Consider the following 14,838-nt stretch of genomic DNA (forward strand, 5'->3'; position numbering starts at 1 on the left):
CGGCCAGGAAAAGCACGGCCAGGCAGGCCGGGATTACCGGCAGGCCGATGCGCGTGACCATCTCCGACGCGCACGCGGCCGCGCCATGCGTGGCATGGCAAAGCGAGGCGGTGGCGTGGAGCGACAGGGGCATCGGCAAGGCAGTGGCGGCATAGAGCCGGCTGGGCAATTTGCCGCCGACCAACGACTCTTATGCCACATCGGGCACTGAATGTCCAACTATCAGGCTGAGATCTGCGTTCAACAGCGGCCAACGAACAAGATTCTCGATGGACTTCCCTAGTCAGACGGGTTGCATGCCGCCGCAATATTGCAATTGTGAACACTGTCTACATGGACTAGACTCGGTAGCACATGCCCCACGGCGGGGCAGTTCCGCAGGGAGCCATGATGACAGCTAGCACGGCACCGCAAACCGAACCCCACAAGACGTCAGCTCCGGAATCCGGCCCGGTCATGCTGCTGGTCGCCACGATCAAGGGCGCGTGGTTCCTGGCCAGTGACCCCGCGCGCCGCACCTGGGAACTGCGTGGGCCGGTATTCCTCGGGCACACCATCCACCACATCGTGCAGGATCCGCGGGAACCGGAGCGCATGCTGATGGCGGCGCGCACCGGCCATCTGGGACCGACGGTATTCCGTTCGGACGACGGCGGCGGCAACTGGACCGAGGCCACGCGCCCACCGGCGTTCAACAAGGCCCCCGAAGGTGAAACCGGCCGCGTGGTCGACCATGTCTTCTGGCTCACGCCCGGACATGCGTCCGAACCCGGCACGTGGTATGCCGGCACCTCTCCGCAAGGCTTGTTCCGCAGTACCGATCACGGTGCGAGCTGGGAGCCGGTGGCCGGCTTCAATGATCACCCGATGCGGCGCGCCTGGACCGGCGGCGAACAGGACGGCACGCCCGACGGCCCAAAGATGCATTCCATCCTTGTCGATCCGCGCGATCCGAAGCACCTCTACATCGGCATGTCGAGCGGCGGCGTATTCGAAAGCACCGATGCGGGTACCGACTGGAAGCCGCTGAACCGCGGTTGCGCCGCGAATTTCCTGCCGGACCCCAACGTCGAATTCGGCCATGACCCGCACTGCGTGGTGCAGCATCCGGCTGCGCCTGACATCCTGTACCAGCAAAACCACTGCGGCATCTATCGCATGGACCGGCGCGAAGGGGTGTGGAAGCGCATCGGCGACGCCATGCCGCGCGAGGTTGGGGATATCGGCTTCCCGATCGTCGTGCATCAGCGCGATCCACGCACGGTATGGGTCTTCCCGATGGATGGCAGCGACGTCTGGCCCCGCGTGAGCCCCGGCGGCAAGCCCGCGGTCTATGTCACGCGCGACGCAGGCGAGTCGTGGCAGCGGCAGGATCGTGGCCTGCCCACCGATCAGGCCTGGCTCACCGTCAAGCGCCAGGCCATGACTGCCGACGCGCACGCGCCTGTGGGGGTGTATTTCGGCACCACCGGCGGCGAGATCTGGGCCAGTGCCGATGAAGGCGAACACTGGCAGTGCATTGCGAGCCACTTGCCGCACATCTACGCGGTCCAGTCGGCACGGCCGGTCTGACGCTCAAGGGAGTCAGCATGCGCGTCCATATTGCCTCGCCGCTGCTTTCCTATACCGATCAGCAGTCGGTCGTGGAAGCCCATGGCAAGAGCATCGGCCAGTTGCTCGAGGACCTGGACCGGCAGTTTCCCGGCATGCGTTTCCGCATTGTCGATGAGCAGGACAAGCTGCGGCCGTATATCCGCGTCTTCGTCAATCGCGTGCAGTGGATGCGGCTCGACGCGCCGCTGCACGACGATGACGAGGTCCACATCCTGCAGGCACTCGCTGGCGGCTGATTCGCTGTATCGCGTATCGCGGGCATTCCGCCGCCATGATCTGGTGCAAAGTCGTTGCGTGAATCAGATCAATCCCACTTAAGCCCTGCTTAAATCCCCGAGTCCGGTTGCCGATATCCAGACATCGAACGTCTGCTGTCCGCCTGCCGCCGGGCCGCAGACCGCACCTACCGCAGCGGCAAACTAATTAGCCATTCGGCACGCAAGGGGAGCATCACATGAGCAGTTCGATGAGGGACATCGATGAACGCACCAACCTGACCAACAACAACCAGTTCGAACTGCTGTTGTTCCGGCTGGGCGACGCCGAGCATACAGGCCAGTCCGAACTGTTCGGCATCAACGTCTTTAAGGTCCGCGAAATCCTGGTGATGCCGCCGGTCACCACCGTCGTCGGCGCGGATCCGTCGATCCTGGGCATGGCCGACATCCGCGGCCAGGTGATTCCGGTCATCGACCTGCCGCGCCTGGTTGGCTGCAAGCCAGCAAACGGCCTCGGCATCCTGCTGGTGACCGAATACGCGCGCTCGACGCAAGGGTTTGCGGTCGAGGCCGTCGAGGAAATCGTGCGCCTGGAATGGAACCAGGTCCATTCAGCCGAAGCCAGCGTGCGCACGGGCCACGTCACCAGCATCGCCAAGCTCGACGCCGGCACGGACAACGCGCGCCTGGTGCAGGTACTGGACGTCGAACAGATCCTGCGCGACGTGCTGCCGTCGCGCCAGCCGGACGTGGTTCCGGAAGCGGTTGGCCCCCAGCTCACCCTGCCGCCTGGCACCAAGGTGATCGCCGCCGACGATTCCGCGCTCGCGCGCGGGCTGATCGAGCAGAGCCTGAAGGCGCTGGGCGCGCCGGTGCTGATGACCAAGTCCGGCAAGGAAGCCTGGGATCTGCTCGACAGCATGGCCGCTGAAGCCGCCAGCAACGGCCGTTCGATCCACGACGAAGTGGCGCTGGTGCTGACCGACCTGGAAATGCCGGAGATGGATGGCTTCACGCTGACCCGCAAAATCAAGGCGGACAGCCGCCTCAAATCGCTGCCGGTCGTGATTCATTCATCTCTTTCCGGCGAGGCCAGTGAGGAACATGTGCGCAAGGTGGGCGCCAACGCCTATGTCGCCAAGTTCGTCGCGAAGGAACTTGCCGAGACGTTGCGCAGCGTGCTGGTGCACTGAACGCCGCCCGGCGTGGTCAACTTGTATCGCATGAGGCACAGAACAGCCCCGGACGCAACCATTTCCCCACGCCGTCCTGTTGCCTATAAATTAGGCACGCCAGTCTTTTCCAATACCGGCGCGCCTTGTGCGGTTGTCAATAGGCCGGATATCCACTGTTCCTGTGGATAGTTTTCCCGGGGGCCCCGTCCGCCTCATACCTAAGTATGAGGCGATACCCGGAAACGCGGACCGGACGGGCGCTTCCGCCCGCCATTCTCCTTACTTTGGCTGGGCCACCACCCGAAGGTAGGGCTTCAACGTCTTGAAGCCATTCGGGTATTTCTTCCGTGCGTCTTCGTCCGAAACCGACGTCGGGATGATCACGTCATCTCCCGGTTTCCAGTTGACCGGGGTCGCCACGGCATGCTTCGCGTTGAGCTGCAGCGAATCCAGCAGGCGCAGGACTTCGTCGAAATTGCGGCCGGCACTCATCGGATACGCCAGCATCGCCTTGATCTTCTTGTCCGGCCCGATCCAGAACACCGAGCGGATGGTCGCGTTATCCACGGCGGTGCGCGGGCCGCCGCTGGCTTCGGGGTGGATCATGTCATAGAGCTTGGCCACCTTCAGGTCGGCATCGCCGATCATCGGATAGTTGACCGCATGGCCCTGTGTTTCCTCGATGTCCTTGGCCCAGCGCGAGTGGTCGCCGACCGGATCGATGCTCAGGCCGATGATCTTGGTGTTGCGCTTGTCGAATTCGGGCTTGAGGCCAGCCATATAGCCGAGTTCGGTCGTGCAGACGGGCGTGAAGTCCTTCGGATGCGAAAACAGGATGGCCCAGCCGTCTCCGATCCATTCATGGAAATGGATCGTGCCTTGCGTGGTCTCGGCGGTGAAGTCAGGGGCTTCTTCGCCAATTCGAATCGCCATGATCGAACTCCTTGGTTGGGGGTGAAGACAAAGGGGCTAATGAAATGCCGCTAGTGAAACACCAGCACGGGAATCGTACTGTGCGTCAGGACCTTGTGCGTCTCGCTGCCGATCAGCATGGCCTGCAGGCCGCGCCGCCCGTGCGACGACATCACGATCAGGTCGCAGTCCCGCTGCTGCGCCGTCAGGACGATCGCCTGCCACGGGTGGTCGTCCGTGGCGGTGACGGTTTCGCATGGTACGCCTGCCTGGGTTGCCGCCCGGCTCAGGGCAAGCAGGAATTCCTCTGCGTGGCGCGCGGCCTCGGCGGCGAACGTTTCCCGCGACTCCTGCAGGCTGCTGAGCCGGTAGGTCATCAGGTGGTACTGGGGGATCACATGGAGGCCAGTGACCCGGGCACCGATGCGCTCGGCAAAGGTCATGGCCCGCGCAATCATGGCGTCGGCTCGGGGGGAGCCGTCCGTGGGAACCAGGAAGTGCCTGAACATCATGTCCTCCGCTTGCCAGAGTCCACGGGAAGCCGACGCGCTGGCGCCTGGCGCATGCCCCGGTCCGCGCGGGCCACTCCAGTATAGGAACTGGCCGGTCGTGGCAACAGGATCGGAAACCGGCCCGGACGCATGCCGCGTGGCAGGCCAAATCATTAACATGTTGTTATCATCCGATGTGCCTTTCGATGATCCTATGACAACGAGGTCGCAAAATGATTGCGCTGCGCGAGGCCTGGCAGGCCGGGCTGTTCCACCGCGGGAACTGGTTTCCCAATATCGTCGCGGGCGCCATCGTCGGCGTGGTGGCACTGCCGCTGGCCATGGCCTTTGCCATTGCGTCCGGTGCAAAGCCCGAACAGGGGCTGTACACGGCGATCGTGGCGGGGCTGCTGGTGTCGGCGTGTGGCGGCAGCCGCGTGCAAATCGCGGGGCCCACGGGGGCGTTCATCGTAATCCTGTCCGGCATCACCGCGAAGCACGGCATCGACGGCCTGCAGATCGCCACGCTGATGGCGGGGCTCATCCTGCTGGCCATGGGGCTGGCGCGGCTCGGCAGCGTGATCCGCTTTATTCCGGCGCCGGTCATCGTGGGTTTCACGGCCGGCATCGGCGTGATCATCTTCGTCGGCCAGTGGCGCGATTTCTTCGGCTTGCCGGCGGTCGCCGGCGAACATTTCCACGAGAAGCTCTGGCACCTGCTCCAGGTTTTCCCGCAACTGCACGTGGCGACGACGGCGATTGCCGTGCTGAGCCTGCTGCTGGTTGTCGGGGCGCCACGCGTGCACTGGCTGCGCCGCATCCCCGGGCCGCTGCTGGCGCTGGTGGCGGCCACCGCCATCCAGGCGGTGTTCCGCTTCGAGGGCGTGGCGACGATCGGCAGCGCCTTCGGCGGGCTGCCACGCGGCTTGCCGGGGCTGTCCCTGCCCGAGGTCACGCTCGCGCGCGTCATCGAGCTGGCCGGGCCAGCCTTCACCATCGCCATGCTCGGCGCGATCGAGTCGCTGCTGTCGGCCGTGGTTGCCGACGGCATGGCCGGCACGCGCCATGATTCGAACCAGGAACTGATGGGCCAGGGCCTGGCCAATGTCGTCGCGCCGCTGTTCGGTGGCTTTGCGGCGACCGGCGCCATTGCGCGTACCGCCACGAATATCCGCAACGGCGGCAACAGCCCGCTGGCCGGCATCACGCATGCGGTCACGCTGGTGCTGGTGGTGCTGTTCCTGGCGCCGCTGGCGGCCAACGTGCCACTGGCCGCGCTGGCCGCGATCCTGTTCGTGGTGGCCTACAACATGAGCGAGCTGCGCCATTTCGCGCGCATGGTCCGCCGCGCGCCGCGTGCCGACGTGGCGATCCTGCTGATCACGTTCAGCCTGACCGTGCTAACGGACCTGGTGGTGGCCGTCAATATCGGCGTGATCCTGGCCATGCTGCAGTTCCTGCGGCGCATGTCGGTGTCGGTCGAAGTGTCACGCCAGGACGCGCCCGATCTGGAGCACGAACTGTCGCGCGACGGCGGCACGCCGCCCGGTCTGCCACCAGGCGTGCTGGTGTATGGCATCGACGGGCCATTCTTTTTCGGTGCCGTGGAGAATTTCGAGCGTGCGCTGATCCAGACGCATACCGATCCGCGCGTGCTGCTGATCCGCTTGCGCCGCGTGCCGTTCATGGACATGACTGGCTTGCAGACGCTGGATGAGGTAATCGGCAAGCTCCGCGAGCGCGGCGTCGCCGTGGTGCTGTGCGAGGCGAACGCGCGCGTGCGCCAGAAACTCATGCGCGCGGGGGTGCTGGCCGCGCTCGGTGAAGCCAACTACCAGGACACGCTGGCTGCGGCGGCCGAGCGCTGCGCGCAGCTTGCGCGCGAGCAGTGACAGCGCGGCTCAGGCCTTGTCGGCGGGCGCTTTCTTTTTGGCGGCGGCCTTTGCCTTGGTGGCGTAGTCCACACCGTGTTGCGCGAGGTATTCGCGGATCAGTTGCCGCACCACCTGCGATGGCGTCAGGTCCTGCGATGCGCACAGGGTCTCGAAAGCCTTCTTCTTGACCGGATCGATCAGTATGGTGAGGCGGGCGGTCTTGGATTCCATGGAGGTCAGCCGCGATGCGCGGCGGCAATCGGAAACGCATTATATACAGCGGCCCCCGCGGCTCCAGCGGCCCGCGGGCGCCTACAGTTCCTCCTCGATCGGCAACATCCGCAGCAGTCCCTGTCCGAGATGCTGCAGCGCGCCCATGTCCGGTTCGCTGTCATAGGTGCGCAGCAGGCCGTTCTCGCGTGTGACCCACACCAGATGCGAGCCACTACCGTCGGCGTCCGGCGCGAGCATGACTTTGTAGGCGACATCCAGCAGCGCCTGGTCCAGGTCCTTGCCGAGTGCCACGCACAGCGGCGCGCTGTCGACGACCACGCCCATTTCCGTATTGAGCCGGGCGGAGCGCGGGTCCAGGTTCAGCGATCCGACGAATAGCAGGCGCCGGTCCACCATATAGCTCTTGGCATGCAGGCTCGCGCGGCTCTTGCTGACCATGCTGCGGTGGCCCTGCTTGCCTTCGCGCGCCATCTCCGCATAGGCGGACGGCTTGAGTTCGTACAGTTCCACGCCCGCTTCGAGCAGGTCCTTGCGCCACGGCGAATAACCTGCGTGCACGGCGCTGACATCCGTCGCAGCGAAGGAGTTGGTCAGGATACGCACCGTCACGCCGCGCTGCGTCATCTGCGCAAACCATTCGACGGCCTTGCGGTTCGGCACGAAATAGGGCGATACCAGCGCCAGTTCCTGTTGCGCACTGCCAAGCAGCTTCACGAGCTTGGGAATCGCATGGCTGGAATCGTCTTCGGGCGGCAGCGTGACCTTCGCGGCCTTGTCGGCAATCACCGTGGCCTGGCCCCAGTACGCGGGCAGCTTGCCGCTTTCGAGCGCCTGCGCGAGCCCCGAGGACAGCAGGGTCTGCGAATACTCGCCGCCGCGCGCTTCGGCGACGTGCTTGTCGAGGTAGTCGCGCAAGGCCTGCAGCTGCGCCGCGGCGTCCTCGGGCGGCTTGACCAGCGCACTGACGGGGTAGGCGGCGGCGCCGTTCCAGTAGTCGTCGAACACCGCCGAGACCTCGGGCACCACGGGGCCCGCCAGCAGCAGGTCCAGATCGGTGAAATCCGAGCCCTTGTCGGCGGAGAAATACGCATCGCCGATATTGCGGCCGCCGACGATCGTGAGCTGGTTGTCGGCGGTCATTGACTTGTTGTGCATGCGGCGGTTCAGCCGGCTGTAGTCGAGCGCCATCGCGGCCATGCGCAGGCTGCGCGAGGCGAATGGGTTGAACAGCCGGACTTCGATGTTCGGGTGGTCATCGAGCGCCGACAGGATGCGGTCCTGTCCGGCCACGTGCAGGTCGTCGAGCAGCAGCCGCACGCGTACGCCGCGGTCTGCGGCGGCGATGATGTTGGCGAGCAGCGTCTTGCCGGTCAGGTCGCCGTCGTAGATGTAATACTGCACGTCCAGCGTGCGTTGCGCGGCCCTGGCCAGCGCAATGCGTGCCACTAGTGCGTCCGGGCCGCTGGCGAGCGGATAGAACCCGGACTGGCCCGGGTGCGCCGAGAGCATCGGCGCCATGGTGCGGGCCAGCAGCGTACTGGCCGTGTCCGCTGGCGTCACCGCGTAGGTGCCTACGCGCCCATCCTGCGGCGGCAGGCTCGCACAGCCGGCCAGCAGCAGCGCGGTGGCCAGCAGCACCGTGAGGCGGTGCTGCCAGCGGTGCGTCAGTCGGGGGCGGTCCTGGACGGCGGGCATGGCATCTCCTGGGCGGCGGCCAGCCTCCTGTGTAGCGCGTTTTGCGAGCGCGCGCCAGTCCCGCGCCGGCCTGCACTACTATCAAGGCATACACGACGAAACCCGGCAGGAGACAGCCATGGATCAGGAAGCCTTCAATACGAGCATCCGCAAGTTCCTGAAGACCGTCGGCGTCGGCTCCCAGCGCGAGATCGAACAGGCCGTGGCGGCCGCGCTGGCCAGCGGCGACCTCGACGGGAACGAGATCCTGCCGGTCAAGATGACGCTCGAGCTCGGCAAGCTCAAGCTCAGCGCGACGTTCGACGGCGAGATCCGGCTGGCCTGAATTCGCCTGTCCCTATTCGGGCAGCGCCAGGTCGGCGATCACCGCGGCCAGGAAACGCGCGGCCTCGCCACCCGTGACCACGCGGTGGTCGAAGGTCAGGCTCAGCGGGATCACGCGGTGCACGGCCGGCACGCCATTGGCCGCGACGACTTCGTCGCGGATATGGCCGGCGCCGAGGATCGCCACCGTGGGCGGCACCACGATCGGCGCGGCATAGCGGCCCGCGATCATGCCGAAGTTGGACAGCGTGATGGTGTTGCCGCGCATTTCCTCGGGCGCGATCGTGCGTGCGCGGATATCGGCGCGCATGCGGTCCAGGCCGTGTCGCAGATCCGCGGCGTCGCGGTTGCCCACATTACGCAGCACGGGAACGAACAGGCCTTCGGGCAGGTCGGCGGCGATGCCGACGTCGATCTTCTGCATCACGTGCCGCTTGCCGGTCTGGCCCTCGTACCAGCCATTGAGCCCCGGCTCCGCACGGCAACCGGCCACGAGCGCGCGCACCAGCCGGATCGTCACGTCATGCGCGCCTTGCCACGCATGGATATCGGCATCGTCCATCACGGTCGCGGCGGCGACTTCGCTCTGCGCGCGCGCCATGTTCTGCGCCATCGCACGCCGCACGCCGCGCAGCACTTCACCCGGGCCGGTTTCAGCCAGTGTTGATGCGACGCGTTCCACATCAGCAGCCGTGACGACGCCGTCGGGCCCGGACGGGTTTGCCATCGCCAGGTCCACGCCGAGCCGCCTTGCCAGCGCGCGCACCGCCGGCGTGGCCTTGATGCCCGCGCCGGCCGCACCCCCGCTCAGCGGCGTGGCGGATTCTGCCACCACATGCGAGCCGACCTTGACCGCGCCTACTACGGTGCCCGCATCGGCATCGTTGCCCGCGCCTTCGAAGCTCGCGAGCGGCGCGCCAAGGTGGACGAGGTCGCCCGCCTGTGCAAACAGCTTGCCAATCGTGCCGGCATACGGCGAGGGGATTTCCACAATGGCCTTGGCCGTTTCGACCGACAGCAACGGCTGATCCGCGGCCACGGTGTCGCCGACCTTCACATGCCACGTCACGATCTCGGCTTCCTGCAGGCCTTCGCCCAGGTCGGGCAGCTTGAAGACTCTCATCGTTGCGTCCCCGTAAGACTATTGCCACTATGCCGACAGCGCCTTGCGCACGGCATCGACAATGCGCGCCACGCTCGGCAGATAGGTGTGTTCCAGCCGCGCAAGCGGCACCACGGTGTCGAAGCCCGTCACGCGCTGCACCGGCGCCGCAAGCGAGTACAGGCCCGCATCAGCCAGCCCCGCAGCGATCTCCGCGCCGAATCCCGCCGTGCGTGGTGCTTCGTGCACGATCACGCAGCGGCTCGTGCGCGCCACTGATTCGAGGATGGTCTGCATGTCGAGCGGCTTGAGCGTCGCCACGTCGATCACGGCAGCCGATATGCCTTCCTCGGCAAGCTGATCGGCTGCGGCCAGCGTTTCCTGCACCATTGCGCCCCAGCTCACCAGCGTGACGTCGCTGCCATCGCGCAACGTGAAACAGGCGTCGAGTGGCAATGCCGCGCCGTCGTCCGCGACTTCCTGCCGGAACAGCCGGTATAGCCGCGTCGGCTCCAGGAAGATCACCGGGTCGGGATCGTTGATCGCAGCGAGCAGCAGGCCATAGGCGCGTGCCGGCGATGACGGGATGACCACGCGGATGCCCGGCATGTGGGCAAACATCGCCTCCGGGCTTTCCGAGTGGTGCTCGGGCGCGTGGATGCCCGCGCCGAACGGCGAGCGCACCACCAGCGGACAGCTAAGCCGGTTGCGCGTACGGTGCCGCATGCGCCCGGCGTGGTTGATGATGTTGTCGATGGCCGGATAGATAAAGCCCGTGAACTGGATCTCCGCCACGGGCTTGAGCCCCATCGCCGCCATGCCGATCGCGGCGCCGACAATGCCGGCTTCGGCCAGCGGGGTGTCGAGCACGCGCTGCGGACCGAATCGTGCCTGCAGCCCTACCGTGGCGCGGAACACGCCGCCATTCACGCCGATGTCCTCGCCGAGCAGCATGACATCGGGGTCGTGCTCCAGCGCGTAGCCGAGCGCCTGGTTGACGGCCTCGACCAGAGTGATTTCAGCCATGGTGCGCTCGCCTCAGTTCGGGTTGGTCTGGCCATGCGGCGCGGCATAGCGCCGTGCCGTCGCGAGCTGCTCTTGCAATGCTGCGGGCATGGTCGCGTACAGGCAGTCGAACATCGCGGCGGGATCGGGCGGCGGCAGCGCCAGGTAAGCTTCCACGGCCTGCGCGACCTGCTGCGAGCATTCGCGCACCAGCGCTTCTTCGCGCCCCGCATCCCACGCGCCGAGCTTTACCAGGTGCTCGCGCAGCCTGAGCAGCGGTTCGGCCTGCCAGTGCGCCTTGACCGTGGACTCGTCACGGTAGCGCGAGGCATCGTCAGCCGTGGTGTGGTCGCCGAGCCGGTACGTGATCGCTTCGATCAGCGATGGTCCCTCGCCGGCGCGCGCACGCTCTATCGCTTCGCCTACGCGGTGCCGAACTGCCACGATGTCATTGCCATCGATCTGCTCTCCCGGAATGCCTGCGGCGATCGCCTTTTGCGCGAGCGTGTGCGCAGCGGTCTGACGGCTGCGCGGCATCGAAATGGCCCACTGGTTGTTGTTGACGACGATCACGAGCGGCGCATGCCACGCGCCGGCCATGTTCATCCCCTCGTAGAAATCGCCTTTCGAGGTGCCACCATCGCCAAGCATGCAGACTGCCACGCGCGGTTCGCCGCGCAACTGCACCGCGTAAGCCACGCCTGCCGCATGGCAGACCTGCGTGCCGATCGGCACGTTGTTGCCGAAGTCGTGCGGCGCCGCCGCAAAACCGCTGCCGCGCTCGTCGCCGCCCCAGTACAGCAGGCTTTCGGTCATGGTGACGCCGCGCACAAACTGCGCGGCGTGATCGCGGTACGACGGCACCAGTATGTCCTCGGGCCGCATCGCGCTGGCTACGCCAACGCCGACCGCCTCCTGCCCGAGCGCCGATGCGAACGTGCCGATCTTGCCGGTGCGCTGCATCGCAATGGCTTTGAGGTCGAACTGGCGGGTCAGCACCATCGCACGGTACAGCGGCAGCAGCGCGTCCGGGTCGTTGGCGAATGGCGGGAGAGGGGAAGAGGAAACCGGGGTTGCGCCCGGCGGGTCGAGGTATCGTGTGTAGCCGATGTCAAAGCTCGCAACCGTGCCCATGTGGCCGCCTCCGATGTGCGTGTCAGGGATTCCGCACGTCCTTGTGGGACGGCAGGATCGGGTCGGGTTGCTTTGAGTTTAGGGCATGGGCGCGCGCGCGGGGATTGGAAAGCGGCGTTTATGTTGCACGGGGCGCAAAAGGGGCCTGGGGCCCCGCTTCGGCCGTGGGGCGTGGATCCACGGGCGTGTTATCCCGCCAGCGCGAACGCCTTCTCGATCGCGTTCAACAATTCCTGCAGTCGCAGAGGCTTTCCGCACACCGCATCGAATCCGGATTCCATTGCGGCGCGTCGATCCTGCTGTCGCGTGAATGCCGTCAGCGCCACGGCGGGAACATGGTCCAGAGAGGCAACGGCCTCGCGCACACGAATCCTGCGAATCAGGTCGTTGCCATCGCATCCGGGAAGACCGATGTCACTGATGATCAGATCCGGCATGCTGGTGGTCACCTGATCGAATGCCTCCTCGCCGTCACCGGCCGGGCGCACAAGTGCGCCGTAGCCAGTCAGGATCGCCGTGAGCGCGGCGAGCGCATCCATGTCATCCTCTACCAACAGTACGTCCAGGCCGCTTAGTGGCATGGCATCCGGTGCTGAAGGAGCTACGGCGAGCGGGGCGTCCTCGTCGCTTCGCGCGGGGGCGGTCAATGGAATCGTGACCTCGAAGGTCGAGCCCAGCCCCACGCCGGCGCTGGATGCCTGCACCGTACCGCCGTGCATTTCCACCAGTTGCCTGACGATGGCCAAGCCCAGTCCCAACCCGCCATGCTGTCGACGGTTGGCATCTTCGCTCTGGGTAAACCGGTCAAACAGCAGCGGCAGAAACTCTGCGGTAATACCTCGTCCGTGATCGATGACGCGAACGCGCAAGGCACCGCCATTTGATGCCACCTCGATCCGCACGATGCCCCCTTCGGGCGAGAATTTGATCGCGTTCGATACCAGGTTCCACAGGATCTGTTCGAAACGGGCAGGGTCCAGCCACGCAGCATCTGCCAACACAGGCGGCATCTCCGTGACCAGTGTCACGTTGCGCTCCTGAGCCTGGCGCTGCATGCTCTCGACCGCAACGCGGACGAGTTCGGCCGGATTGACCCGCTCGAGCTCCAGTTTCAGTTTGCCAACGTTGAGCATCGACACGTCGACCAGATCCGCGATCAAGCGGCGTTGAATCGCGATATTGCGTTCGACAGCGGCCAGTCCGCGCCGGCCTTCGTCGGAGTTGATGTGTTGGTTCAGGACATGGGTCCAGATGGAAATCACGTTTAGCGGACTGCGCAATTCGTGCGACAGGATCGCGATGAAGTCATCCTTCATGCGGTTCAGACGCTCCATCGCTGCACGTGCCGCTTGCTCGCGCTCTATCAGCTGCTCGCGCTGGCGTTCAAGGTTGACCCGGTCAGTAATGTTTGACACGACGGCGACCTTGACACCCGACTGGAGCACGGCAGAGATACTCCACTCGAGGTGCATGATTTCGCCTTGGGCGTTGCAAAGCGGAAAAGTGCCTTGCCATCCGTGCTCCTGCAGGCGCCCGGTGGACTCGGCCACTCGCTCTCGCCAGTCCTGCGGTGCAAACTCAGCGACGGGCTGCCCCGCGAGTTCCGCTCCTGACCGCTGCAGCAGCGTCACCATGGCAGGGTTCACGTCGACAAAGCGCCCGGACAGGTCCAGCGTACAGATGCCTCCGATGGCCTGGTGATAGATCGCGCGAAAGCGCGCCTCGCTTTCGCGCAAGGACTGTTCGGCGGCACTTGCGCGTATCAGTGACGAGATCGTGGCCACCAGTATGGCTGGCTCGGCCGGGTGCGTCAGGTAGGCGCTGGCACCTGCATCAAGGCCGCGCACCTTGTCGCAATCGGCCATATAGGTGGCCGACAGATGCACCACGGGTATGGTGGCGGTTTCCGGCCGTCCGCGCAGGATCCTGCAGACCTGGAAGCCATCGATATCGGGCAGGTTGACATCGAGCACCACGGCCGACACGCTGACATCGGCGATCTCCAGGGCCCGCTGCCCGATCTCGGCTTCTACAGTCCGGAACCCGGCGGTTGCCAGTACGCGCACCGTCGCGTACCGCGTGACGGGATTGTCGTCCACCACCAGCACCAGCGGCTGGACGGCGCCGCCCGCTGCGTGTCCGCCCGGGACGACGTCGACGCTATCCGGCATGACCGTCTCCAGCGGGCGCCTGGCTCTGGCTCGGGAACGTCGCGGGCAAGGTCACGTAGAAGCGCGAACCGACCCCGACCTGACTTTCGAAGCCTATCGAGCCGCCGAGCAGTTCCGCCAGTCGCTTGCTGAGCGCCAGTCCGAGTCCCGAGCCGCGATAGCGGCGCTGCAGCGGCGAATCGACCTGCACGAAGTCACCGAACACCGCGCCATGCGCCTCCGCCGGTATCCCGATGCCGGTATCGCGCACGGAGAACATGATCATGTCGCCAGGCTCGCGCTTCGCCGAAACCCGCACTTCACCACTGGGGGTAAATTTCAGCGCGTTCGAGATAAAGTTGCGCAGGATTTGCGACACCTTGCGGTCGTCGCTGAACAACTTGCTCACGTCATGTGGCTCCTCGAAGATCAGCGATACCTCGGGATTGGTCAGCACCGGCTTGAACATGCCACGCAGCGCATCGAACAGCGCCACCATGTCGAACCAAGCCGGCGATACTTCGACGCGGCCCGCTTCCAGGCGCGCCAGGTCCAGCAGGTCATTGACCATGCCGGCAAACTCGGCGGCCGTATCGCGCACGAACCTGACCTGCTTCTCCTGTTCCGGGGTAAGTGGGCCATCGACACGGTCGATCAGCAAACGCGTGATGCTTTGAATCGCCACGATCGGCGTGCGGAACTCGTGGCTCATATAGGCCAGAAAGCGGCTCTTGAGTTCGGTGGCCTGCCGAAGCTGTTCCGCCTGGATGTCGAGTTCGGCGTAGAGCGCTACGACACCGCGGTTGGTCTCGTCGATCTCGGTGCGCAAGGTCTCCACTTCCCGCGTACGCGCGTCCAGTGCTGCCTGCAGGCTGGCAATGTCTTGGGGGGTGGAAGCGGGTGCGTTCAT

General features: G+C 65.5%; 14 protein-coding genes. 5 read left to right on the forward strand and 9 right to left on the reverse strand.

The features are described 5' to 3' along the window. The first annotated feature begins 387 nt into the window (after positions 1-387). The 3 genes from K2O51_RS08780 to K2O51_RS08790 all read left to right on the forward strand — a co-directional run bounded on the left by K2O51_RS08780 (position 388) and on the right by K2O51_RS08790 (position 3,025). Positions 388-1,572 carry a beta propeller repeat protein gene (locus K2O51_RS08780; protein ID WP_235679727.1) on the forward strand — a complete coding sequence of 395 codons (1,185 nt, stop codon included), beginning with the start codon at positions 388-390 and terminating at the stop codon, positions 1,570-1,572. A 17-nt stretch (positions 1,573-1,589) separates the two neighbouring features. Continuing rightward, the gene (locus K2O51_RS08785; protein ID WP_011301100.1) at positions 1,590-1,850 is read left to right on the forward strand and encodes a MoaD/ThiS family protein; all 261 of its coding nucleotides are present in this window, start codon (positions 1,590-1,592) and stop codon (positions 1,848-1,850) included. Positions 1,851-2,068: 218 nt separating this feature from the next. Then, entirely contained in the window at positions 2,069-3,025 is a 957-nt protein-coding gene (locus K2O51_RS08790) for a chemotaxis protein (RefSeq protein ID WP_011301099.1), read from the forward strand. 261 nt (positions 3,026-3,286) lie between these two features. Here K2O51_RS08790 and K2O51_RS08795 read toward each other — a convergent pair whose 3' ends face one another. Next, positions 3,287-3,940, reverse strand: coding sequence for a peroxiredoxin (locus K2O51_RS08795; protein ID WP_011301098.1), 654 nt, complete (start codon positions 3,938-3,940; stop codon positions 3,287-3,289). Between the two features lie 50 nt (positions 3,941-3,990). Next, positions 3,991-4,428: a universal stress protein gene (locus tag K2O51_RS08800; RefSeq protein ID WP_011301097.1), complete on the reverse strand. Its 438-nt coding sequence runs from the start codon at positions 4,426-4,428 to the stop codon at positions 3,991-3,993. A 215-nt stretch (positions 4,429-4,643) separates the two neighbouring features. On the opposite strand from K2O51_RS08800, the gene K2O51_RS08805 reads away from it, so the two are divergent. Beyond that, positions 4,644-6,302, forward strand: coding sequence for a SulP family inorganic anion transporter (locus K2O51_RS08805; RefSeq protein ID WP_011301096.1), 1,659 nt, complete (start codon positions 4,644-4,646; stop codon positions 6,300-6,302). A gap of 9 nt (positions 6,303-6,311) precedes the next feature. On the opposite strand, the gene K2O51_RS08810 is transcribed toward K2O51_RS08805, so the two are convergent. Next, complete coding sequence (locus K2O51_RS08810; protein ID WP_011301095.1) at positions 6,312-6,515, reverse strand: ribbon-helix-helix domain-containing protein; 204 nt, start codon at positions 6,513-6,515, stop codon at positions 6,312-6,314. Positions 6,516-6,596: 81 nt separating this feature from the next. Next, the gene (locus tag K2O51_RS08815) at positions 6,597-8,213 is read right to left on the reverse strand and encodes a phospholipase D family protein (protein WP_140950560.1); all 1,617 of its coding nucleotides are present in this window, start codon (positions 8,211-8,213) and stop codon (positions 6,597-6,599) included. A 118-nt stretch (positions 8,214-8,331) separates the two neighbouring features. Here K2O51_RS08815 and K2O51_RS08820 point away from each other — a divergent pair, with 118 nt between their 5' ends. Beyond that, positions 8,332-8,538, forward strand: a complete 207-nt coding sequence (locus K2O51_RS08820; protein ID WP_220630085.1) for a DUF6494 family protein — start codon at positions 8,332-8,334, stop codon at positions 8,536-8,538. Positions 8,539-8,550: 12 nt separating this feature from the next. On the opposite strand, the gene K2O51_RS08825 is transcribed toward K2O51_RS08820, so the two are convergent. From K2O51_RS08825 to K2O51_RS08845, 5 genes are all read right to left on the reverse strand, one after another. After that, a complete protein-coding gene (locus K2O51_RS08825; protein ID WP_011301092.1) occupies positions 8,551-9,660 on the reverse strand; it encodes a dihydrolipoamide acetyltransferase family protein in 1,110 nt (369 codons plus the stop codon). Between the two features lie 27 nt (positions 9,661-9,687). Beyond that, the gene (locus K2O51_RS08830; protein WP_011301091.1) at positions 9,688-10,665 is read right to left on the reverse strand and encodes an alpha-ketoacid dehydrogenase subunit beta; all 978 of its coding nucleotides are present in this window, start codon (positions 10,663-10,665) and stop codon (positions 9,688-9,690) included. A gap of 12 nt (positions 10,666-10,677) precedes the next feature. Beyond that, positions 10,678-11,778, reverse strand: a complete 1,101-nt coding sequence (gene pdhA / locus K2O51_RS08835) for a pyruvate dehydrogenase (acetyl-transferring) E1 component subunit alpha (RefSeq protein WP_220630086.1) — start codon at positions 11,776-11,778, stop codon at positions 10,678-10,680. Positions 11,779-11,966: 188 nt separating this feature from the next. Further along, positions 11,967-13,949 carry a hybrid sensor histidine kinase/response regulator gene (locus K2O51_RS08840; protein ID WP_220630087.1) on the reverse strand — a complete coding sequence of 661 codons (1,983 nt, stop codon included), beginning with the start codon at positions 13,947-13,949 and terminating at the stop codon, positions 11,967-11,969. Then, positions 13,939-14,838: an ATP-binding protein gene (locus K2O51_RS08845; protein WP_220630088.1), complete on the reverse strand. Its 900-nt coding sequence runs from the start codon at positions 14,836-14,838 to the stop codon at positions 13,939-13,941. The genes K2O51_RS08840 and K2O51_RS08845 overlap by 11 nt, the downstream gene beginning before the upstream one ends.

It is taken from the genome of Cupriavidus pinatubonensis, from assembly GCF_019602855.1.
GTDB lineage: Bacteria > Pseudomonadota > Gammaproteobacteria > Burkholderiales > Burkholderiaceae > Cupriavidus > Cupriavidus pinatubonensis.

What these genes read in the sequence shown, in the direction of transcription:
- K2O51_RS08780 (WP_235679727.1), top strand. Translation starts at nt 388, where the DNA reads ATGATGACAGCTAGCACGGCACCGCAAACCGAACCCCACAAGACGTCA.
- K2O51_RS08785 (WP_011301100.1), top strand. Translation starts at nt 1,590, where the DNA reads ATGCGCGTCCATATTGCCTCGCCGCTGCTTTCCTATACCGATCAGCAG.
- K2O51_RS08790 (WP_011301099.1), top strand. Translation starts at nt 2,069, where the DNA reads ATGAGCAGTTCGATGAGGGACATCGATGAACGCACCAACCTGACCAAC.
- K2O51_RS08795 (WP_011301098.1), bottom strand. Translation starts at nt 3,940, where the DNA reads ATGGCGATTCGAATTGGCGAAGAAGCCCCTGACTTCACCGCCGAGACC.
- K2O51_RS08800 (WP_011301097.1), bottom strand. Translation starts at nt 4,428, where the DNA reads ATGTTCAGGCACTTCCTGGTTCCCACGGACGGCTCCCCCCGAGCCGAC.
- K2O51_RS08805 (WP_011301096.1), top strand. Translation starts at nt 4,644, where the DNA reads ATGATTGCGCTGCGCGAGGCCTGGCAGGCCGGGCTGTTCCACCGCGGG.
- K2O51_RS08810 (WP_011301095.1), bottom strand. Translation starts at nt 6,515, where the DNA reads ATGGAATCCAAGACCGCCCGCCTCACCATACTGATCGATCCGGTCAAG.
- K2O51_RS08815 (WP_140950560.1), bottom strand. Translation starts at nt 8,213, where the DNA reads ATGCCCGCCGTCCAGGACCGCCCCCGACTGACGCACCGCTGGCAGCAC.
- K2O51_RS08820 (WP_220630085.1), top strand. Translation starts at nt 8,332, where the DNA reads ATGGATCAGGAAGCCTTCAATACGAGCATCCGCAAGTTCCTGAAGACC.
- K2O51_RS08825 (WP_011301092.1), bottom strand. Translation starts at nt 9,660, where the DNA reads ATGAGAGTCTTCAAGCTGCCCGACCTGGGCGAAGGCCTGCAGGAAGCC.
- K2O51_RS08830 (WP_011301091.1), bottom strand. Translation starts at nt 10,665, where the DNA reads ATGGCTGAAATCACTCTGGTCGAGGCCGTCAACCAGGCGCTCGGCTAC.
- pdhA (WP_220630086.1), bottom strand. Translation starts at nt 11,778, where the DNA reads ATGGGCACGGTTGCGAGCTTTGACATCGGCTACACACGATACCTCGAC.
- K2O51_RS08840 (WP_220630087.1), bottom strand. Translation starts at nt 13,949, where the DNA reads ATGCCGGATAGCGTCGACGTCGTCCCGGGCGGACACGCAGCGGGCGGC.
- K2O51_RS08845 (WP_220630088.1), bottom strand. Translation starts at nt 14,838, where the DNA reads ATGAACGCACCCGCTTCCACCCCCCAAGACATTGCCAGCCTGCAGGCA.